The sequence below is a fragment of the Bordetella genomosp. 9 genome (genome assembly GCF_002261425.1).
Lineage (GTDB): Bacteria > Pseudomonadota > Gammaproteobacteria > Burkholderiales > Burkholderiaceae_B > Bordetella_C.
Genome location: NZ_NEVJ01000002.1, coordinates 391,862 through 412,417, shown reverse-complemented (window position 1 = coordinate 412,417; position 20,556 = coordinate 391,862). Strand labels below are relative to the sequence as shown.

Sequence of the window (20,556 nt, the reverse complement as noted above, 5' to 3'; positions counted from 1 at the left end):
CAGATCAGATTGCGTTGTTGAGGCTGCTCAGGCGGTCAGGCGCGCCAGCACCGAACCCCAGGTAAAGCCGCCACCGACACCTTGCATCAGGACCAATTGGCCTGCCTTGGCCCGCCCTTCGCGCCGCGCGGCATCCAGCGCCAGCGGCACGCTGGCGGCCGAGGTATTGGCATGGCGATCGACGGTGACGACCAGTTTGTCCGCAGGCAGATCCAATTTGCGCGCCAGGAAATTCAGGATGCGGACGTTGGCCTGGTGCGGGATCAGCAGATCGACCGCGTCCAGCGTCACGCCGGCTTCTTCGCAGACGGCGCGCGCGGAACGCTCCAGCACCGTGACCGCCTGCTTGAATACTGCCTGTCCATCCATGCGCAGGAAGGGATCGCCCACGACCTCGCCATAGGCGACGTTGCCCGCCGCGCACAGGATCTTGGTCTGGCTGCCGTCGGCGTGCAGCTGCGCGGCCAGAATGCCCGGCTCTTCCGATGCGGACAGCACCACCGCCCCGGCGCCGTCGCCGAACAGGACGCAGGTGCCGCGATCGTTCCAGTCCAGGATGCGCGAGAACACTTCCGCGCCGATGACCAGCGCATGCCGCGAGCGTCCCGCGCGCATGAAGCTGTCGGCGGTCGTGAGCGCGTAAACGAATCCGCTGCAGACGGCCTGGACGTCGAAGGCCGCGCCGCCCTTGATGCCCAGCCTGGCCTGCAACAGGCAGGCGGTACTGGGAAAGACGAAATCGGGCGTGGAGGTCGCGACGATGACGAGGTCGATATCCTGCGGCTGCAGGCCGGCGTCGTCGAGCGCGCGGCGCGCGGCCTCGACCGCCAGGTCGCTGGTCGTCACGCCGCGGTCGGCGATGTGGCGCTGGCGGATGCCGGTGCGCTCGACGATCCAGGCGTCGGACGTCTGGATGTCGCGGGTGGCCAGTTCAGCGGCCAGGTCGTCATTGGATACGACGCGCGGCGGCAGATAGCTGCCGGAGCCGGCGATCACCGAATACTGCGGATTGCGGTTCATCAGGCGGGGTCCCCTGCCGCGCGCGGCAGCGTGATGGCCGCGTCGTTGGTGTACGTGTTGGTCGGTATGCCCTGCTGCCTGATCTGGGCCATGCTCTGGTTGGTGCGTTCCAGCAGCTTGCTGGCCACCGCTTCGCGCGCCCGTTGCAGCGCGAATCCGAAAGCATAGCTGTCGGCCGAACCATGGCTCTTGATGACCACGCCGCGCAGGCCGAGCAAGGCGGCGCCGTTGTAGCGCCGGTTGTCGACGCGCTTGCGCAGTCGGTTCAGGACCGGCGACGCGATGGCGCCCGCCAGCAGGGTGATGGGATTGCGTTTGAATTCTTCGCGGATGATGCTGGACAGCATCCGCGCCAGTCCTTCGATGGACTTGAGCACCACATTGCCGACGAAGCCGTCGCAGACGACGACGTCGACCGTGCCCTTGAATATGTCGTTGCCTTCCACGTTGCCGTAGAAGTTCAGCCGGCTGGCGCGCAGCAGCTCCGCGGCTTCCTTGACGACTTCATTGCCCTTGATGACTTCTTCGCCGATGTTCAGCAGTCCGACGCTGGGACGCTCGCAATGGTCGAGCGCCTGCGCCAGGGCCGTGCCCATGATGGCGAACTGCAGAAGATGCTCGGCCGAGCAATCGACGTTGGCGCCCAGGTCCAGCACGGTGGTGGACTTGCCCTTCTGGTTGGGTATCGACGTCGCGATGGCGGGACGATCGATGCCATCCAGGGTCTTGAGCACGTACCGCGAGATCGCCATCCAGGCGCCGGTGTTGCCGGCCGAGACGCAGGCGTCCGCGCGGCCGTCCTTGACCGCCTGCGCGGCGATGCGCATGGACGAATCCTTCTTGCGGCGCAGGGCGACTTCGACGGAATCGTCCATCGTGACGACCTCGGAGGCCGGCAGGATTTCCAGCCGGTCGCGCGGCACATCGCGCGCCCCCGCCAGCGCTTTTTCGATGGCGTCGGGCAGCCCGACCAGCAGCAGTCGCGCGTCCGGAAACCGGCGGGCGAACTCGATCGACGCGGGGATGGTCACGGGCAGGCCAATATCGCCGCCCATGCAGTCGATGGCGATGCGTATCACGGGTGCCAAGTATCAGCGCCAGCCGTATCAGTGCGGGTCCGGTTCACGCGATCCGGAACGACCTTATTCGTCGCTCTTGGTCTTGATGACCTTGCGGCCGCGGTAGAAACCGTTCGGGCTGATGTGGTGACGCAGATGCGTTTCGCCCGTGTTGGGTTCGATGGCCGTGGACGGCGCGGTCAGGAAATCGTGCGAGCGGTGCATGCCACGCTTGGACGGGGACTTCTTGTTTTGTTGAACAGCCATGATGACTCCTAGAAACGGGGCGCATTGTACGCGATGCGGCCCGATGTTGACCTCAATGTTTTTGCTTCAATTTTTCCAGCACCGCGAACGGCGATGGACGCCTTTCCGCTTCGGCGTCCGGCGCCGGCTTGCCGGCGCTGGTCTTCAGCGGCGCGCCCGGGCAGACATCATGCCTGGGCACGTAGGGAATATTCAGGATCAGTTCGTCTTCGACCTGCTCCAGCAGGTCGAAATGGCGCGAACCGACCACTTTTTCCGGCGCTTCGTCGACGTCCGCCTCCGCGTCGTCCGCCTCCTGGGCGGCGTCGCCGAGGCCGTCATCGAGTTCGGCTTCGGATTTCACCAGATGCAGACTTGCGTGCGCATCGATGGGGTAAACAAAAGGCTGCATGCAGCGCTGGCAAACCAGCAGCGGCGCGGCCCGCACCTGCAGATGCAGCAGCGGTTCGCCATGCTTGCCGGTTTCGCCACGTACCGCCCAGTGGACCTGGCCGGTTTCGTCGCGCGGTTGCAACGGCAGCCCTTCCATCGCGCGCCCGAAGCGCGTCAAAGGCAAACTGCCGGAAGCTTCCTTGCCCGATCGCGCAAAATCGAATGCGTCGATAATGCCTGCCTGCGCCATACTGACTTCCTTGCCCAGCTACGCAGGGCTTGTTCCGCTTTCGCTTCTTTTTCCGCTTCTTTTTTCCGCTTCTTTCTTCGTTTCTTTTCCGCCGCCCAGCAAAAACACCGCCCGACAGCCCTGCAACGAAATTTCCGCGAAAACGTTAGATAATACCGTGACTTACGTCTTACCGTCAAACCTCGCATGCCCTTGCCGCGCCTGATCCTTGCCTCCACCTCTCCCTACCGCCGGGAATTGCTGACCCGGCTGCGCCTGCCCTTCGATACCATCGCCCCCGGCGTCGACGAAACCCCCGCGCCCGGCGAAGCGCCGGCGGCGCTGGCGGTGCGCCTGGCGATCGCCAAGGCCGCCGCGGTCGCCTCGGCACAGCCGGGCGCCGTGGTCATCGGTTCGGACCAGGTCGCCACCGTGGACGGCAGGGCGATCGGCAAGCCGGGCGACTTCGAACGCGCGCGGGCGCAGCTGCGCTTGCTGTCCGGCCGCGAAGTCGAGTTCCATAGCGCCCTGGCCGTGACGGACGGCCAGCGGACCGTCCATGCCGATATCGTCACCCAGTGCCGCTTCCGCCCCCTGTCGGACGCTGCCATCGACCACTACCTGCGCGCCGAGACGCCCTACGATACGGCCGGCAGCGCCAAGGCGGAAAGCCTGGGCATCGCGCTGATGGAAAGCATGCGCAGCGACGACCCCACCGCCATCATCGGGCTGCCGCTGATCGCACTGACCGGCATGCTGTCCGGATTCGGCCTGGACCCGCTCACCCAGGCGGGAGCCGGACGATGAGCCCGGAATCGCCGGGCCAGCCCGGCCAGTTGCACCTGATCCCGGTCGGCCTGGGCGACGCGCCCGTGGACCGCTGGCTGCCCGCCGAGGTGCGCGCGCTGGCCGCCCGCCTGGATACGTATATCGCCGAAAATGCCAAGACCGCGCGCGCCTTCCTGAAACAGGTGGGCGCGGTCCGCCCGCTGCAGGACATCACCATCCATACGCTGGCGGAAAAAACCGATGGCGCGCAGATCCAGGCCTGGCTGCGCCCCTTGAAGCAGGGCGGCGAAATCGGCCTGGTGTCGGAAGCCGGCTGCCCCGCCGTCGCCGACCCGGGGGCGCGCGTGGCCGACATCGCCCATGGCATGGGCCTGACGGTGCGCCCGTGGGTCGGGCCTTCTTCCATCCTGCTGGCGCTGATGGCCAGCGGGCTGGACGGCCAGCGCTTTGCCTTCCATGGCTATGCGCCGGTCGAGCCGAACGAACGTACGCGCCAGTTGCGCAGCTGGGAACAGCAATCCAGCCGCGCCAACCAGACGCAGTTGCTGATCGAAACGCCCTACCGCAATGCCGCCATGTTCTCGGCGCTGGTCGACACGCTGCGCGGCGATACCCGGCTGTGCGTGGCGCGCTCGCTGACCACGCCGGACGAATGGATACGCACGCGCACCATCGCCGACTGGAAGAGCCGTCCGGCGCCGGACCTGGACAAGAAGCCCACGCTTTTCCTCTATCTGGCGCGATGACCATCCGGCCCGGCATCGTCCGCGCGAGCCTGAGCCTGCTCGCCATCCTGGTGGTGGCGGGGTGCGCGACGCGCCGGGCGCCCGACCTGGAAATCGACCGTTCGATCCAGGCGGTCAGCCAGGACAGCCGCGTGCGGTTCATCGTGCTGCACTACACCGCCGGCGACGATCGGGCGTCGCTGCTGACCCTGTCGCGCGGCGATGTCAGCGCGCACTACCTGGTCACCGATACCCAGCCGGTCCATGTGTACCAATTGGTGCCCGAGGACCGTAACGCCTGGCATGCGGGGGCCAGCAGCTGGTATGGCCACACCTCCATCAACAATGCGTCGATCGGCATAGAGATCGTCAACGGCGGGGACACGCGGGCCCCCGATGGCACGCTGCGTTGGGCGCCTTTCCACGAAAACCAGATTCAGGCCGTCATGCTGCTGGTCCGCGACATCGCGCGCCGCCACGGCGTACGGCCCGAAAACATCGTCGCGCACAGCGACGTCGCCCCGCAGCGCAAGGTCGATCCCGGACCGCTGTTTCCCTGGCACCGCCTGGCCGACGCCGGACTGGGGCGCTGGTACGACGTAAAAGCGGCGCCGCTCTTCCAGGCGTTCTTCGCGAAGAACGGCCTGCCCGACGCAGGCTGGTTCCAGCACCGCCTGCGGCTGGCCGGCTACCCGGTACCGGACAGCGGCATCCTGGACGACCAGACCCGCCGCGTGATCGCGGCATTCCAGATGCACTACCGCCCTGCCCGCTACGACGGCATTCCCGACGCGGAAACGGCGGCGCTGCTGCTGGCCCTGCCCGTCGCCGAGCAGGAACAGCAGCCGGCGGATGGAACCGGATGATCCGGTAAACGGACGAAGCGCGTCCCGGCAGGCGATCCGGCGTGCTCGCGCCATCGGACGGCCGGCGGTTTCCGCGCCGGCGGTACGGCGCGCTTCAGCTCCAGCACCATGATCACGTTCACGAAAGCAGTCAATTCAATCGCAATCGGCTTTTTATTGGCGGGCGCGGCGCCGCCCGCCCAGGGCACGCCGGACCCGGATTCCGGCGAGACCTCCCGGGCCCGCGCGCGGCGGCCCGCCAGCGACGATGCGCCACCGGGCCGCTTCCCCTATTACACCTATATCGCGCCGCGCTTCAACGACGGCGTGACGGCCTGCGGCGCGACCCTGATCGCGCCCCGCTGGCTGCTCACCGCGGCGCATTGCATCGCCCGGCCCGCCTCGGGCGGCGTGGAAATCGTAAAGTCCTTCGACGAAATCCAGGTGGGCATGTGGAAAATCGGCCGGCACATCTACCAGGCCAGCTACGACAAGCTGGTGTTCCCCATCCCGCCGGATACCTACGCCGACGGCAAGGGCGAAAAACTGGCGGACAACGATATCGCGCTGGTGCACCTGACCACGCCCATCGCGCCCGACATACTGGGCCTGCGGGTCGTCCCCTTGAGCAGGGAAAGCCCCCCTGTCGCGCAACGCGCGATGGTCATCGGCTTCGGCAAGAAGTGGCGCAACGCCCTGGAAGACGCCGACACCCTGCGGCAAGGGGAGGTCAGCGTGCTGGAAAGCCGCGCCCACTGCGGCGCCATCGGCCACGCCGAGCTTTGCGTCGGCGACCCGGACCAGGACGCCGGATTCACCAACGCCTTGCCGGGCGATTCGGGCGGGCCCTTGTTGATCATGTCGCGCGACGGCACGGTCGTGCGCCAGGCCGGCGTGGGGTCCCGCGCCAGGAAACAGGCGGGCGACGGCAATGGCGATATCAACCGATACGCGATTTTCACCGACGTTTCGCAGCATCTGGGCTGGATCCAGCACGCCGTCGACCGATTCCCGGCCGAAGACCGCGAAAGCAATGGCGAGGTCGCCTATACCTGCACGTTCGCCCGCGCCGGCGAGGCGGATGCCGCTGCCGCTGCCGCTGCCGATGACGACGACGATGACGATGCCGATTACGATTACGCGCTGATCGCCTGCGAAGCGGCGGGACAGTGGCACACCGTGGCGCCCTACCTGGCCAGGACGGCCTCCGCGTACGGCGGCTACCAGCGGGGAAGCTGCCGCTACGCCGCGCGGCCCGGGGCCTGGGACTGCCCGGACGGCGCCACGCCCATTGCCCATTACGGGGCTTTCTTCAGCGCGCCCAGGCCGAGCGCCGACGGCAACACCTATATCGCCCGCGCCACGGTGCCATTGACCGACCTGGGGCGCTGACAGCCTGGTCGTCAGCGCCGCGCCAATGCCTGCGGGGCCGGGGCGGCGCCAGCCTTGCGCCGGGCAGCCGCCCACACGACCAGCCGCCACGCCAGCAACACCGCCAGCACGCTGCCGTATACCACCGGCTGCTCGAAGTCATGCTTGCCGGCCTTGTGCCAGAACAGGTGCAGCCAGGCCAGGATGCCGATCGCGTAGATCGCGCGGTGCAGGCGCTGCCAGCGCTTGCCCATCCGCCGCATGGCGGCCTGGGTGGACGTAAAGGCCAGCGCGCTCATGAGCACGAAGGCGGCGAACCCCACGGTGATGAAAGGCCGCTCGCCCACGTCCTGCAGCATGGACGCGGGGTCGAAGCCCCGGTCCCAGCCCACCCAGGACATAAAGTGCAGAAAGCCGTAGAAGAACGTAAATAGCCCGCACATACGGCGCAAACGCACCAAGGCAGGCTGCCCGGTCAGGCGCCGCAAGGGCGTGATCCCCAGGGTGACCAGCAGGCAGACAAAGGTCCAGGTGCCGGCCGAACGGGTCAGGAACTCGACCGGATTCGCCGTCAGGCCGTTATGCGTGCCCAGCCATATCCAGCGCCCCAGCGGGAACAGTCCCAGCAGGAACAGGATGGGCTTGAAACGGCTGACCGTCGCCGCCGACCACTGCCGGCGCGGCGCCTGGCTGGCGGCTGGCATCAGTAATTGGCCTTCAAGTCCATGCCGGCGTACAGCGACGCGACCTGGTCATACCCGTTGAACATCAAGGTCTTGCGCTTGGGGCTGAACAGGCCGTCTTCGCCGATGCGGCGTTCGGTGGCCTGGCTCCAACGCGGATGCGGCACGTTGGGATTCACGTTGGCATAAAAGCCGTACTCGTTGGACGCCGCCTTCATCCAGGCGCTGACCGGCATTTTTTCCACCAGCCGGATGGCCACCAGCGACTTTGCCGACTTGAAGCCGTATTTCCATGGCACGACCACGCGCAGCGGCGCGCCGCTCTGGTTGGGCAGTACCTTGCCGTACAGGCCAAAGGTAAGCAGCGTCAGCGGATGCATGGCTTCGTCCAGCCGCAGTCCTTCGACATACGGCCAGTCGATGACCGGATAGCGCAGGCCGGGCATGGTGTCGCGCTGGGCGGCGCTGATGAATTGCACGAACTTGGCATTGCCGGTGGGCTGCACCTGGTTCAGCAGCGCGGATAGCGAATAGCCTACCCATGGGATGACCATGGACCAGCCTTCGACACAGCGCATACGGTAAGTGCGCTCTTCCTGCGGCGCCAGTTTCAGCAGCGCGTCGATGTCCAGGGTCTGGGGCTTCTGGACTTCGCCTTCGATGCTGACCGTCCAGGGCCGCGTGCGCAGGCTCTTGGCGTAACGGGCGGGATCGCCCTTGTCGACGCCGAATTCGTAGAAGTTGTTGTACGACGTGATGTCTTCATAGGACGTGGGCTTGTCCATGATGGCGAACTGCTTGTCCGGCGCGCCGGGCAGGGGCGCCAGCGCGCTGTCCGCCGCGTAGGCCTGCCGGCCGCCCAGGCCGGCGGCGCCGATGCCGGCAGCGCCCAGGGCGACCGCCCCGGCCCGCGCCATCCAGGCGCGCCGGGATTGCCACACGGGTTCGGGCGTGATTTCCGAGGGCAGTACATCGGAAGGCTTGCGTATGAGCATGACGATCTCCGGCTGGCGCCAGGCGCCCCGCATGGGGCGGCTGGCATGGTATGGCATCGATTGTGCCGCAGCCGGGCTTCGCCGGGGTTCAATTTTCCGTTATAGACCGACCCGCGGCAGCAGCCACTCGCGCAGGCCGGGCACCGATTCGATCACTGCCTGCGGCGCCTGGGCCTCGAGCTCGTCGCGCAGATGCGCGCCGTAGGTCACCCCCACGCCATGCACCTTGGCATTGGTGGCCATCTGCAGATCGTGCGAGGTATCGCCGATCATCACCACCTGTTCGCCCTGGACGCCCAGTTCGTCCATGATTTCATAGAGCATGGTCGGGTTGGGCTTGCTGAAGGTTTCGTCGGCGCAGCGCGTGGCATCGAAGGCCTCCACCAGCCCGCTGGCGGCCAGCGCCCGGTTCAGGCCCACGCGGCTCTTGCCCGTCGCCACCGCCATCCGCACGTCGCGGGAGGCCAGTTCGGCCAGCAATTCGCGCACGCCGTCGAACAGCTTGAGCTCGGGATCGCGCAACAGGTAATGCACCCGGTAGCGCTCCAGGAAGCGCGGCATCATGGCGTTGGTCAGGTCCGGCACCGCGCGGCGCAGGGCGCTTTCCAGCGACAGGCCTATCACCCAGCTGGCCTGGGAGGCGGACGGGACCGGCAATTCCAGGTCCCGGCAGGCGGCCTGTATGGCCGCCACGATGCTGTGCGTCGAGTCCATCAGCGTCCCATCCCAATCGAACACAACCAAGGAATAGGGCATATCAGTCGGACTCCAGGCTTTTCAGAATGTCTAGGCACGCCGGAGGCAGGGGCGCCTCCAGGCTGAGGGGCTCCCCGGTCAGGGGATGGGGTATATCCAGATGGTGCGCATGCAGGAACATCCGCGCGAAACCCTTGCGGGCGAACGACAGGCGGATCGCGTCGTCCCCATACTTATCGTCGCCGACGATGGGGAATCCCACGGACGCCAGGTGGACACGGATCTGGTGCGTGCGGCCGGTGCGCAGCTCGGCTTCCACCAGGCTGAATTTGCCATAGCGCTGTTTCAGCGTGACGATGGTATGGGCGGCCTGGCCGTCGCGGTCCACGCGCACGCGCCGTTCGCCGGACGCCGTCGTCCATTTGGTCAGCGGCAGCTTGATGTGCTGCCGGTCATTGACCCAATCGCCGTACACCAGCGCGTAATAGCGCTTGCCGCCCTGCCCTTCGCGCATCATGCGGTGCAGGCTGAGCAGGGCGTTGCGCTTCTTGGCCACCATGAGCAGGCCGGACGTTTCCCGATCCAGCCGATGCGCCAGTTCCAGCATGGGCGCCTGCGGGCGCGCGGCGCGCAGGCGCTCGATGACGCCGAAGGCCACGCCGCTGCCGCCGTGCACGGCGATGCCGGCCGGCTTGTCGACCACCAGCAGGGCGTCGTCTTCGAAGACGACGGGGAATTCGGACGGCGGCACCGCGCGGGCCTCGTCGGGCCGCGGCAGGCGCAGCGGCGGGACGCGCACCAGATCGCCGGCTTCCAGCCGGTGGTCGACGGCGATCCGGCCTTTGTTGACGCGGACCTGGCCGTCGCGGATGGCCTTGTAGATATGGCTCTTGGGCACGCCCTTGCAGACGCGGAACAGGAAGTTGTCCAGCCGCTGGCCGCTGTGTTCGTCGCCGATCTCGATCATCCGGACGGCTGGCGCGGGTTGTGCCGCCGGCGCGGGACGGGCGCCGGGGGCGGGGCCGGAACGTGCCGGCCGGGCGGCGTGGCCGCCGTGGGCGAGGGCTTCTTTGGGCTTGCGGCGAGGGCGGGAAGTGTCTTCTTTGCGCATTGCGAAAAGCGGCATATAATCGGGACAGCCTTAAGGGGCTGAATTGTGGGGCAGAATGGCCGCCTGGCGTAGAGATGCACGTTCAGATGCACTTTCCTGAGCAACTCCGTCGGGGGACGATTCCGTCCGGTGCGCAGACCGCTATTGTACCGTCTGCCAGATTCAGCCTCGGGGTCATCCGGTCGCCGGCGCAACCGCGCCCTGACGAGTACGCGAAGGCCAAGTTCCCTGACGCGTGCCAGCCAGGTCCGTTGCATGCCGCGCGCGGCTCTGAAGCAAACAAGCAACACCGTCGTATTAAAGCACCAGGCGCGTGCCGTACCCCTTTGCCGCGTCTGTCGTTCACAGCAATTATTCGTCAACCACAATACGTGAACCTGACTCCCCTGCTGACCGAACCCCGTGCCATTTGGCACGAAGTGCCTGCCTGACCGGCGCGGACAGGCCTGGGCGGCGCTCAGGTTTGCCTCGCACGCTTGCTCTGCCGCAGTCCGCAGCCCGGGTGACCCGAGGTCACGCGCCGATATCGGCGTGTCATGACTACGGAGAACCCTCTCATGAAGCGCATGTTGTTCAATGCAACGCACCCTGAAGAGTTGCGCGTTGCCATTGTCGATGGGCAGAAACTCATCGATCTGGACATCGAAACCGCCGGCCGCGAACAGCGTAAAGGCAACATCTACAAAGGCATCATCACCCGCATCGAACCAGGCCTCGAAGCCTGCTTCGTCAACTACGGCGAAGACCGCCACGGCTTCCTGCCGTTCAAGGAAATCGCCCGCAGTTATTTCAAGGAAGGCGTCGACGTACGCACCGCCCGCATCCAGGACGCCCTGCGCGAAGGCCAGGAACTGATCGTCCAGGTGGAAAAGGAAGAACGCGGCAACAAGGGCGCTGCCCTGACCACGTTCATCTCCCTGGCCGGCCGCTACCTGGTCCTGATGCCCAACAACCCGCGCGGCGGCGGCGTATCCCGCCGGGTGGAAGGCGAAGACCGGCAGGAATTGCGCGACACCATGGAGCAGCTCCAGGTGCCGCAGGGCATGAGCATCATTGCCCGCACCGCCGGCATCGGCCGCAACGTCGAAGAACTGCAGTGGGACCTTTCCTACCTGATGCAGCTGTGGACGGCCATCGACGGCGCCGCCCGCGATAATTCCGCCCCCATCCTGATCTACCTCGAATCCAGCCTGGTCATCCGGGCGATTCGCGACTATTTCTCGCCGGAAATCGGCGAGATCCTGATAGATACCGACGAGATCGCCGATCAGGCCACGGCGTTCATGAGCGTGGTGATGCCGGACAACGTCCAGCGCGTGAAGCGCTACCGCGACGATGTTCCGCTATTTTCGCGCTTCCAGATCGAACACCAGATCGAAACCGCGTATTCGCGCACGGTGACCCTGCCCTCCGGCGGCGCCATCGTGATCGACCATACCGAAGCGCTGGTGGCCGTGGACGTGAACTCGGCGCGCTCGACCCGCGGCGCCGACATCGAGGAAACCGCCCTGCGCACCAACCAGGAAGCGGCCGACGAAGTGGCCCGCCAGCTGCGCCTGCGCGACCTGGGTGGCCTGATCGTCATCGATTTCATCGACATGGAAGACGGCAAGAACCAGCGCGCCGTCGAACAGCGCCTGCGCGATGCCCTGCATTTCGACCGGGCCCGCGTGCAGATGGGCAAGATTTCGCGCTTCGGCCTGATGGAACTGTCGCGCCAGCGCCTGCGTCCGGCCCTGAACGAAGGCTCCCACATCACCTGCCCGCGCTGCAACGGCACCGGCGTGATCCGTGACGCCGAATCCAGCGCCCTGCACGTCCTGCGCCTGCTGCAGGAAGAAGCCATGAAGGAAAACACCGCCGCCGTGCACGCACAGGTGCCGGTGGACGTGGCCACCTTCCTGCTGAATGAAAAGCGCGCCGACATCGCCAAGATGGAAGCCCGCCTGAAGGTCAACCTGGTGCTGATCCCCAACAAGCACCTGGAAACGCCGCATCACCATATCGAACGCCTGCGCCACGACGACCCGCGCCTGGAGGAAATGAAGACCAGCTTCGAGCTGGCCGACGCGCCCGCCACCGAAGTCGCCTGGGCGCCGCGCGAACACGAAATCAAGGCCCGCCCCGAGGCGCTGGTCAAGGGCATCACCCCGGCCCAGCCGGCGCCCATGTCCACCGCGCCCGCGCCGGCCCCGGTCGCTGCCGCGGCGCCCGCCGCGCCCGGCCTGGGCGGCCTGTTCAAGCGCGTGATGGGCTGGTTCACCGGCGGTGAAGCCACGCCCGCCGCGGCGGAGCCCGCCCAGCCGGCGGACGCCCGTCGCGCCAATACGCGCGCCAAGTCGCGCACCCACGACGGCCAGGATCGCCGCGGCGAACGCCACGGCTCCGATCGCAACCGCAACCGCCGGCATGAAGCCCGTCCGGAAGCGGCGGAAGGCGAAGGCCTGCGCCACCACGTGCGCGGCGGACGCCGCGCCGACGGCGAGCGCACCGACAGGAACGAACGCGGCGAGCGTCCGGATCGTGCCGAACGCACGGAACGCGGCGAACGCGGCGAACGCCCCGCCCGCAATGCCGAAGCCCAGCAGCGCGAGATCATCGCCCAGGCCCAGGCGCATCCCGAACGCGCCCTGGCGCCGGAAACCGGCGATGAAGCCACGCCCCGCGGCAATCGCGGACGCCGTGGCCGTGGACGCGGCCGCCGCGAAGACCAGGCCGACGGTCCCATGAGCGAGCAGGAAAGCATGGTCGCGGCCCTGGCTGAAACCGTGGCCGCCGCGCTTCCGCCCGACAACGCCGACGAAACGGCCGACAACGCCGCGGATATGGCGCTGGAAACCGACGAGCAAGGCCAAGGCGCGGACGCGGGCAACGACCCCGAGCGCAAGCGCCGCCGCCGTCGCAGCCGCCGCGGCCGCCGCGCCAACGAGGACGGCACCGGCGTGACCGGCGAAGCCGGCCAGGACGGCCTGGCGGAAGGCGACGAGGCACTGGCCTCGGAAGCCCAGGCCGCGCTGTCCGAAGTCGCCACCCCGGTCGAGTCCGAGCAGCCGACGCCCGTGCAGACCGCCGAGCCCGTCGCGACCAGCGTTCCCCAGGCCATCCCGACGGTGGCGCCGGTGGAGACGGTCGCCAGCCAGGAGGCGTTTGCCCCGGCGCCTGCGTCGGCACCTGCCTCCGCCCCCGTCGCGCCGCAGGAAGCCGCGCCAGCCGAAACCGGCACGCCGGCCGACCGCTGGGCCGCGCCCGTCCCTCAGGCGCCCGCGCAGCCGGTGCCGGTCAGCACCACGCTGCCCTCGGCGCCGGCCACGGCCGATGGTGCGCCGGGTGCTCCCGTCGCGGCGACGGCCGCCGACGAACCGGCATCCCGCCCGGCGTCCGTGACGCCCGCTCCCGCCCAGGCGACCCCGGTCGCGCAAGCCGAGCCTGCCGCCGCGCCGTCGTACGTGGCGCCCCAGGCTGCCGAAGCGTACAAGGCCGAGCCGGCCATCACCCCGGTCAGCGAACCTCGGGCGGCCGAGCCCGTGTCCGCCACCCCGGTGGCTGCCACCAGCGCGCCGGTCCAGGCTTCCGCGCCGGCGCCCGCGCAATCGGGTTCCAAGCAAAACCTGCAGGACGTCGTCAATGCCGCCGGCCTGACCTGGGTGGAGACCGATCCGGATCGCCACGCCCAGACCCAGCAGCGCATGGCCGCCAGCCATACGCCGATGCGCCTGGGCCGCGAGCGCAAGCCCGTGGCGCCGGTGTCGTCCTCGCCGCTGGTCCAGGTGGAAACGCGCCACTAAGGCAAGCCGCGGTTCCGCCGATCCCGGCGGACCTCGAGCAGAAAGGGCTGTCCCGGTCGGGGCAGCCCTTTTTGCTTGCGCGGTACCCGCAGCCGGGCCAGCCGGCCGTTCGGAAGACTCAAGGCAAAGGCCCGAAGCGCGTCTCGTACAGTTTCGTCAACCAGTCGATGAACACCCGCACCCGCGGCGACAGCTGCCGGTGGTGGGGATAGAACGCCGCCAGCGGCATGTCGGGGCTGCGCCAATCCGCCAGCACCTCCACGAGCCGGCCGTCGCGCAGCGCTTCTTCCATGTGGAAACGCGGAATCTGGATCAGCCCGCAGCCGCGCAGTCCGCAAACGTAATAGTTTTCCGCGTCATTGACGGACATCCAGCCGTCCAGCATGTAGGCCTGCACTTTCCCGTCGACGATCAGTTCCAGCGGGTAGTCCGACGCACCGCTGCTCGAGAAGAATTTGACCGCCTGGTGTTGCGCCAGATCGTCCGGGTGCGTGGGCGTGCCGAAACGCGCCAGGTATTCCGGGCTGGCGCAGATCGCCTGGGGCAGCGCCGCCAGGCGCCTGGCCACCAGGGATGAATCGCGCGGCGTGCCCGCGCGGATCACGCAGTCCACGCCTTCCCTGACCAGGTCGACCAGGCGGTCTCCGCTGCTGACCACCAGGTCGATGCCGGGATAGCGTTCGCGGAACTCCGGAATGGCCGGAAGGACGATCTGCGTCGCGTGCGTGCCATGCATGTCCACCCGCAAGGTCCCGCGAGGATTCGAGGCGATGTGCTGCAGCGACGCCTCGGCGTCGTCCAGTTCGCTCAGCACCGACACGCAGCGTTCGTAGAAAGCCTGTCCGTCCAGGGTCGGACGGACGTGGCGCGTGGTGCGCTCCAGCAGCCGCGTGCCCAGGCGGGACTCCAGGGCCTTGATGGCGTGGGTGGCGGTCGCCCGGGGAATGTCCAGGGACGCCGCCGCCTGGCTGAAGCTGCCGGACTCGACGATGCGGGTGAAGAGCTGCAGGGATTCGAAGCGGTCCACGATGGAATTGTTGTTGTGGGTTGAATTTAGATAGCAATCCTAATGCATTTATCCCAAAAGCATAAACAAGAACAATGCACTTCATCGGGCATCGCCCTACACAACAAGGAGTTACCCCATGAGCACAACCCAGCAGAAAGCGGCCATCGTCACCGGTGGCTCACGCGGTATCGGCCGCGCCATCGCCGTCCGGTTGGCGGCGGATGGCTACGCGGTTGCGGTGAACTACGCCGGCAATGCAGCCAAGGCCCAGGAAACGGTGGCGGCGATCGAGGCGGCCGGCGGCAAGGCCGTCGCCATACAGGGCGACGTCGCCAGCCCCGAGGACGTGGCCGCGCTGTTCGCGCAGGCCCGGCAGGCATTTGGCCGCATCGACGTGGTGGTCAATAGCGCCGGCATCATGCCGATGGCGCCGATCGCGACCGGCAGCCTGGCCGACTTCGACAAGGTGATCGCGACGAATCTGCGCGGCGCCTTCCTGGTCCTGGCGGAAGCCGCCGCGCAGGTGGGCGAAGGTGGACGCATCATCGCCTTGTCCACCAGCGTCATCGCCAAGTCCTTCCCCGCCTATGGCCCGTACATCGCGTCCAAGGCCGGCGTGGAAGGACTGGTGCGCGTGCTGGCCAACGAACTGCGCGGCCGCGGCATCACGGTCAATGCCGTCGCCCCCGGTCCGGTCGGCACCGAGCTGTTCCTGAACGGCAAGTCGCCGGAACAGATCGAGCACATCGCCAACCTGGCCCCGCTGCAACGCCTGGGCACCCCGGAAGACATCGCCGGCGCGGTGTCGTTCCTGGCGGGGCCGGACGGCGGCTGGGTCAACGCCCAGGTCCTGCGCGCCAACGGCGGCTTTGCCTGACCCATTCTGGCCCAGGCGGTAGCGCCGCCTTATCCCGATTTTTCAAGGAAAACAACCATGCCATTCGCCAACTACAAGTTCCCCGAAGGGATTCTGGATCACGCCCGCAAGGAAGAAATCATCCACCGGACCACGGCCATGTTCGTCGAATACTTCGGCGAGGCCGCCCGCCCCTATTCCATGGTGCTGGTGGAGGAAGTCGCCGACGGCGGCTGGGGCCGCGCCGACGAAACGCTGACCCTGGCCAAGATGGGGCTCGCCCCCGCCCCGGGGCAGGACAAGTCCAGCTGAACCCCGATACCGAAAAGGAGCCTGCCATGACCGCCAATGAACTGTCCGTTGCCAAGGAACTGCCCGGGTGGCGCGGACGACTCGCGCATTTCAATACCCGCATGACGGGCTGCGAGCCCATGCTTTATGCCGTGCTGCGCGTGGCGTTCGCCGTCGTCCTGTTCACGCATGGCCTGCCCAAGGCGCTGGGCGTGTCGCATGGGTCGATGGCGGACCCGATGGCGGGCTCGATCAACCTGATCCGGACGGCGATGGGGCTGCCGTTCGCGCCGCAACTGGCTTTCCTGGTCATGCTGCTGGAAACCGGCGGGGCATTGATGCTGGGATTGGGGCTGTGCACGCGGGCGATGGCCCTGCTGTTCGCGGTCGAGATGGCGGCGATCAGCTATGCGCTGGGGCCGACCTGGCCGTGGATCGACCGGGGTATCGAGTACCCGGTGCTGATGGGCGTGCTGGCGCTGTATATGGCGGGTCGCGGAGGCGGCGCCTATGCGCTGGACCGCGGGATCGCGAAACGGCTGTAGATCGGACCGCCTGGGTGGAGCCACCCAGGCGTGGCCGCGGCCCTTGCGGGAGCGCGTCCACGCGTCCCGCCAGGGCCCGGGCCGTCGGCCCTGTCAGAACAGATAGGTGTAGGTCAGCTGCGTCACATCCAGACCCGGGTTGGGGGTCTTGATGCTGGCGTTCGAGAAGTGCGAATACCGCAGGCTCAGGCGGCTGGATTCGGTCAGCTGATAGCCGAAACCGATATGGTCGCCGAACTGGAAGGCCGTGCTGATGGTCTTGTCCGCGAAGCGCGTCTTGTTGAAGACCGTCGGGCCCACGCCGCCTTCGAAGAAGAAGCGATCGGTCAGCCACCAGCGGAACATGGGGATGGCGTTCAGCTGCCAGGCGCTGCTGGGATGCGCGCCTTGGTGCGCCCACCAGTAGGACACGCCGAGTTCGCCCGTCAGATCGAGCTTGCCCCAGCCGCCGCCGAAATCGTAATTCCACAGCGGCGCGGTTTCGTAATTGACGGTGGTACGGTTGTATTTTTCACCGATACCCATCTGCACACTGACGCCGCCATTAGTGCGCGCCAGTTGCGCCTGCGCCGGAAGCGTCACGCATGCCACTGCCAGTGCGGTCAGCGCGCCGGCAATGATTTTGTTTTTATGACCACGGTTCATTGGAGCAACTCCAGCGATGAGAAGAAACAAAAAGACGCTGTAACTTATCAGAAAAACCGTGTGCCAACCAAACGGATGTGTGCCGAAACGCCACGGTGGCGAGGGAAACTGTGTTCCACCAGGACGACCAATCCCTGGAACGAGGCGGACACCCCCGTCGGGATGCCCGGCAACGCGGCGCGCGGGCGCGCCGGCGCAGACTCAGGCCGCGACGACGTCGGCCGACTGCCGCGTCAGCAAGGCCAGCAGGCGGGCGATTTCCTCGCGCAGCTGGCGACGGTCCACGACCATGTCGACGGCGCCCTTCTGCAGCAGGAATTCGGCGCGCTGGAAACCTTCAGGCAGTTTTTCGCGCACGGTCTGCTCGATCACGCGCGGGCCGGCAAAGCCGATCAGCGCCTTGGGTTCGGCGATGACCACGTCGCCCATGAAGGCGAAGCTGGCCGACACACCGCCCATCGTGGGATCGGTCAACACGCTGATGAACGGCAGCCCGGCGGCCGCCAGGCGGGTCAGCATGGCGTTGGTCTTGGCCATCTGCATCAGCGACAGCAGACTTTCCTGCATGCGCGCGCCGCCGGAAGCCGCCACGCAGACGAAGCCGGTCTTCTGGTCCAGCGCCGCCTGGGCGCCGCGGGCGAACCGTTCGCCGACGACGGAGCCCATGGATCCGCCCATGAATTCGAATTCGAAGCAGGCCACCACCGCCGGGACGCTGCGGATGGAGCCGCTGACGACCACCAGCGCATCGGTTTCGCCGGTCTGCTTGACCGCTTCCTGGATGCGCTCGGGGTACTTGCGGCTGTCCTTGAACTTGAGCGTATCGACGGACCGGATGCTCTGTCCGATTTCGACGCGGCCTTCCAGGTCCAGCAGCGAGTCGATGCGCGCGCGGGCCCCGATGCGCATGTGATGGTCGCACTTGGGGCAGACATGCAGGTTGGCGGCCAGGTCTTCGTTGTAAAGCACCGATTCGCAGGCCGGACACTTGACCCACAAACCTTCAGGCACGCGGCGCGCGCTGGGTTCGGTGGTCTTGTTGATGCGCGGAGGCAGGAGTTTTTCGATCCAGCTCATTTCTTGGTTTCTTGTCCTGATGAAGGAATAGGGCGGCCGGCGCCGGCCGTGCGCCGGGGCTTCAAGCCGCGGCCGCCCCGCGTCCGGCCTGGTCCAGGGCCGAACGAATGCCGCCCAGCCAGTCGCGCGCGGCCGTGATGGCGGCTTCGTCGCGACGGTCGGCGGCCGCGCCGGCGACTGCCTGTTCCATGGTCTCGATAAGCTTGCTGCCGATCACCACCGCGTCCGCCACCTTGGCGACGCGCTGGGCGCTATCGGCGTCGCGGATGCCGAACCCGACGCCGATGGGAATATGCACGTGGCGGCGGATATCGGCCAGCCGCTTGGCGACGTCTTCCGTATCCAGGTGGCCGGCGCCGGTCACGCCGCGCAGCGACACGTAGTAGACATAGCCGCGCGCGACCTTGCCGACGGCCTGGATGCGCGCGTCCGTGGAAGTGGGCGCCAGCAGGAAGATGGGCGCGATGCCTTTTTCGCCCAGCAGGTCGGCGAATGCCTGCACTTCTTCGGGCGGATAGTCGACCACCAGCACACCGTCCACGCCGGCCGCATGCGCGGCGTCGGCGAAGGCGGCCTGCCCCATGCGCTCGATCGGATTGGCGTATCCCATCAGCACCACGGGCGTGCGATCGTCGTCGGCACGGAATTGCCGGACGGCATCGAGCACGCCGTGCAGGCTCATGCCCTGGGCGATGGCGCGCTCGGTGGCGCGCTGGATGACGGGGCCGTCGGCCATGGGGTCCGAAAACGGCACACCGAGTTCGATGACGTCCGCGCCCGCCCGCACCAGCGCATGCATCAGCGGGACGCACGACGCGGGCGACGGATCGCCGGCGGCGACGTAGGGAATCAGGGCGGCGCGCTTATCGCCGCGGGCGCGGGAAAAAGCGGCGGCGATACGGTCTTGTTGTGAGGTCATGCTGTCATTACCACTGTCGATTACAGCGTCAGCCCGGCGCGCTCGGCCACGGTGTGCATATCCTTGTCGCCGCGTCCGGACAGGCAGACCAGGATATGGGTGTCCGCGGGCAAGGTCGGCGCGATGCGCACGGCATGGGCGATGGCGTGCGAGGACTCCAGCGCCGGCATGATGCCTTCGATGCGGCAGCAGTCGTGGAAGGCCTTGAGCGCGTCGTCATCGGTCACGCCGACGTAGGAGGCCCGGCCGCTGTCCTTCAGCCAGGCGTGTTCGGGGCCGACCCCGGGGTAGTCCAGGCCGGCCGACACGGAGTGCGTTTCCTGCACCTGGCCGTTGGCGTCCTGGATCACATAAGTGCGATTGCCGTGCAGCACGCCGACCTGGCCGGACGCGATGGAAGCCGCGTGGCGGCCGGTCTCGACGCCTTCGCCCGCTGCTTCCACGCCGACCAGCTGGACGTCTTCATAAGGAATGTACGGGTGGAAGATGCCCATGGCGTTGGAACCGCCGCCCACTGCCGCGACAACGATGTCGGGCTGGCGGCCGGCTTCTTCCGGCATCTGCCACAGGCATTCCTTGCCGATGACGGTCTGGAAATCCCGCACCATGCGCGGATACGGGTCGGGCCCGGCCACGGTGCCGATGATGTAGAAGGTGTTGCCGATGTTGGTGACCCAGTCGCGCATGGCCTCGTTCAGGGCGTCCTTGAGCGTGCGCGAGCCGGATTCGACCGGCACCACTTTCGCGCCCAGCAGCTTCATGCGATAGACGTTCGACGCCTGGCGGCGGATGTCTTCGCTGCCCATGTAGACGATGCATTCCATGCCGTAGCGGGCCGCCACGGTGGCGGTGGCCACGCCGTGCTGCCCCGCGCCGGTTTCGGCGATCACGCGCGGCTTGCCCATGCGGCGCGCCAGCAGCGCCTGGCCGATGCAGTTGTTGACCTTGTGGGCGCCCGTATGGTTCAGGTCTTCGCGCTTGAACCAGATCTGCGCGCCGCCCAGCTCGCTCGACCAGCGACGGGCATGGTAGACGGGACTGGGACGGCCGACGAAATGCTTGAGCTCGTAGTTGAATTCCTCGATGAATTGAGGATCCACGCGATACCTGTCGTAGGCTTCGCGCAGCTCGTCGAGCGCGTGCATGAGCGTTTCCGCCACGAATACGCCGCCGTAGGGACCGAAATGGCCCTGGGCATCCGGAAAGTCGTAAGGTTTCGCCACCGCTTTCACCACTTTTTTAGCAACCCGGTATTTTACCTGAGGCGC

21 protein-coding genes are annotated in these 20,556 nt (G+C 67.2%); 8 read left to right on the top strand and 13 right to left on the bottom strand.

The window, feature by feature from the left end:
• Positions 1 to 27 precede the first annotated feature (27 nt).
• The 4 genes from CAL26_RS07865 to CAL26_RS07850 all read right to left on the bottom strand — a co-directional run bounded on the left by CAL26_RS07865 (position 28) and on the right by CAL26_RS07850 (position 2,967).
• A complete protein-coding gene (locus tag CAL26_RS07865) occupies positions 28 to 1,020 on the bottom strand; it encodes a beta-ketoacyl-ACP synthase III (protein WP_094846361.1) in 993 nt (330 codons plus the stop codon).
• The gene (plsX, locus tag CAL26_RS07860) at positions 1,020 to 2,099 is read right to left on the bottom strand and encodes a phosphate acyltransferase PlsX (RefSeq protein WP_094846360.1); all 1,080 of its coding nucleotides are present in this window, start codon (positions 2,097 to 2,099) and stop codon (positions 1,020 to 1,022) included. Before plsX ends, CAL26_RS07865 begins: the two co-directional genes overlap by 1 nt.
• Positions 2,100 to 2,162: 63 nt before the next feature.
• Positions 2,163 to 2,345 carry a 50S ribosomal protein L32 gene (gene rpmF, locus CAL26_RS07855; RefSeq protein WP_066346671.1) on the bottom strand — a complete coding sequence of 61 codons (183 nt, stop codon included), beginning with the start codon at positions 2,343 to 2,345 and terminating at the stop codon, positions 2,163 to 2,165.
• 52 nt (positions 2,346 to 2,397) lie between these two features.
• Positions 2,398 to 2,967 (bottom strand): YceD family protein, encoded by a 570-nt coding sequence (locus tag CAL26_RS07850; RefSeq protein ID WP_094846359.1) that lies wholly within the window; start codon positions 2,965 to 2,967, stop codon positions 2,398 to 2,400.
• Between the two features lie 186 nt (positions 2,968 to 3,153).
• On the opposite strand from CAL26_RS07850, the gene CAL26_RS07845 reads away from it, so the two are divergent.
• The 4 genes from CAL26_RS07845 (at position 3,154) to CAL26_RS07830 (ending at position 6,697) form a co-directional block, all read left to right on the top strand.
• Positions 3,154 to 3,753, top strand: a complete 600-nt coding sequence (locus CAL26_RS07845) for a Maf family nucleotide pyrophosphatase (protein ID WP_094846358.1) — start codon at positions 3,154 to 3,156, stop codon at positions 3,751 to 3,753.
• Positions 3,750 to 4,481, top strand: a complete 732-nt coding sequence (locus CAL26_RS07840; RefSeq protein ID WP_094846357.1) for an SAM-dependent methyltransferase — start codon at positions 3,750 to 3,752, stop codon at positions 4,479 to 4,481. The genes CAL26_RS07845 and CAL26_RS07840 overlap by 4 nt, the downstream gene beginning before the upstream one ends.
• Positions 4,478 to 5,326, top strand: a complete 849-nt coding sequence (locus CAL26_RS07835) for an N-acetylmuramoyl-L-alanine amidase (protein ID WP_256988174.1) — start codon at positions 4,478 to 4,480, stop codon at positions 5,324 to 5,326. The genes CAL26_RS07840 and CAL26_RS07835 overlap by 4 nt, the downstream gene beginning before the upstream one ends.
• A 108-nt stretch (positions 5,327 to 5,434) precedes the next feature.
• Positions 5,435 to 6,697 carry a S1 family serine peptidase gene (locus tag CAL26_RS07830; protein WP_094846355.1) on the top strand — a complete coding sequence of 421 codons (1,263 nt, stop codon included), beginning with the start codon at positions 5,435 to 5,437 and terminating at the stop codon, positions 6,695 to 6,697.
• Between the two features lie 11 nt (positions 6,698 to 6,708).
• Here the strand turns inward: CAL26_RS07830 and msrQ are convergent, their stop codons facing one another.
• From msrQ to CAL26_RS07810, 4 genes are all read right to left on the bottom strand, one after another.
• Complete coding sequence (gene msrQ, locus CAL26_RS07825) at positions 6,709 to 7,380, bottom strand: protein-methionine-sulfoxide reductase heme-binding subunit MsrQ (protein ID WP_094846354.1); 672 nt, start codon at positions 7,378 to 7,380, stop codon at positions 6,709 to 6,711.
• The gene (msrP, locus tag CAL26_RS07820) at positions 7,380 to 8,354 is read right to left on the bottom strand and encodes a protein-methionine-sulfoxide reductase catalytic subunit MsrP (protein ID WP_094846981.1); all 975 of its coding nucleotides are present in this window, start codon (positions 8,352 to 8,354) and stop codon (positions 7,380 to 7,382) included. Before msrP ends, msrQ begins: the two co-directional genes overlap by 1 nt.
• A gap of 99 nt (positions 8,355 to 8,453) precedes the next feature.
• Positions 8,454 to 9,110: an HAD-IA family hydrolase gene (locus CAL26_RS07815; RefSeq protein ID WP_094846353.1), complete on the bottom strand. Its 657-nt coding sequence runs from the start codon at positions 9,108 to 9,110 to the stop codon at positions 8,454 to 8,456.
• A 1-nt stretch (position 9,111) separates the two neighbouring features.
• Entirely contained in the window at positions 9,112 to 10,017 is a 906-nt protein-coding gene (locus tag CAL26_RS07810) for an RluA family pseudouridine synthase (protein ID WP_094846352.1), read from the bottom strand.
• A 701-nt stretch (positions 10,018 to 10,718) separates the two neighbouring features.
• Between CAL26_RS07810 and CAL26_RS07805 the strand changes: the two genes are divergently transcribed.
• On the top strand, positions 10,719 to 13,946 hold the full coding sequence (locus tag CAL26_RS07805; protein WP_094846351.1) for an Rne/Rng family ribonuclease: 3,228 nt from the start codon (positions 10,719 to 10,721) through the stop codon (positions 13,944 to 13,946).
• Positions 13,947 to 14,064: 118 nt separating this feature from the next.
• Here the strand turns inward: CAL26_RS07805 and CAL26_RS07800 are convergent, their stop codons facing one another.
• Entirely contained in the window at positions 14,065 to 14,973 is a 909-nt protein-coding gene (locus CAL26_RS07800) for a LysR family transcriptional regulator (protein ID WP_094846350.1), read from the bottom strand.
• A 118-nt stretch (positions 14,974 to 15,091) separates the two neighbouring features.
• Here CAL26_RS07800 and CAL26_RS07795 point away from each other — a divergent pair, with 118 nt between their 5' ends.
• The 3 genes from CAL26_RS07795 to CAL26_RS07785 are packed head-to-tail and all read left to right on the top strand — an operon-like array spanning position 15,092 to position 16,647.
• The gene (locus CAL26_RS07795; RefSeq protein ID WP_094846349.1) at positions 15,092 to 15,832 is read left to right on the top strand and encodes an SDR family oxidoreductase; all 741 of its coding nucleotides are present in this window, start codon (positions 15,092 to 15,094) and stop codon (positions 15,830 to 15,832) included.
• A gap of 57 nt (positions 15,833 to 15,889) precedes the next feature.
• Entirely contained in the window at positions 15,890 to 16,123 is a 234-nt protein-coding gene (locus tag CAL26_RS07790) for a tautomerase family protein (protein ID WP_094846348.1), read from the top strand.
• Positions 16,124 to 16,149: 26 nt separating this feature from the next.
• The gene (locus CAL26_RS07785; protein WP_218831520.1) at positions 16,150 to 16,647 is read left to right on the top strand and encodes a DoxX family protein; all 498 of its coding nucleotides are present in this window, start codon (positions 16,150 to 16,152) and stop codon (positions 16,645 to 16,647) included.
• A 93-nt stretch (positions 16,648 to 16,740) separates the two neighbouring features.
• Here CAL26_RS07785 and CAL26_RS07780 read toward each other — a convergent pair whose 3' ends face one another.
• From CAL26_RS07780 to trpB, 4 genes are all read right to left on the bottom strand, one after another.
• Positions 16,741 to 17,292: an acyloxyacyl hydrolase gene (locus tag CAL26_RS07780; RefSeq protein ID WP_094846347.1), complete on the bottom strand. Its 552-nt coding sequence runs from the start codon at positions 17,290 to 17,292 to the stop codon at positions 16,741 to 16,743.
• Positions 17,293 to 17,493: 201 nt separating this feature from the next.
• Complete coding sequence (gene accD, locus CAL26_RS07775; protein ID WP_094846346.1) at positions 17,494 to 18,369, bottom strand: acetyl-CoA carboxylase, carboxyltransferase subunit beta; 876 nt, start codon at positions 18,367 to 18,369, stop codon at positions 17,494 to 17,496.
• Between the two features lie 61 nt (positions 18,370 to 18,430).
• Positions 18,431 to 19,288 (bottom strand): tryptophan synthase subunit alpha, encoded by an 858-nt coding sequence (gene trpA / locus CAL26_RS07770; RefSeq protein ID WP_094846345.1) that lies wholly within the window; start codon positions 19,286 to 19,288, stop codon positions 18,431 to 18,433.
• A gap of 20 nt (positions 19,289 to 19,308) precedes the next feature.
• Positions 19,309 to 20,511: a tryptophan synthase subunit beta gene (trpB, locus tag CAL26_RS07765; protein WP_094846979.1), complete on the bottom strand. Its 1,203-nt coding sequence runs from the start codon at positions 20,509 to 20,511 to the stop codon at positions 19,309 to 19,311.
• Positions 20,512 to 20,556 lie beyond the last annotated feature (45 nt).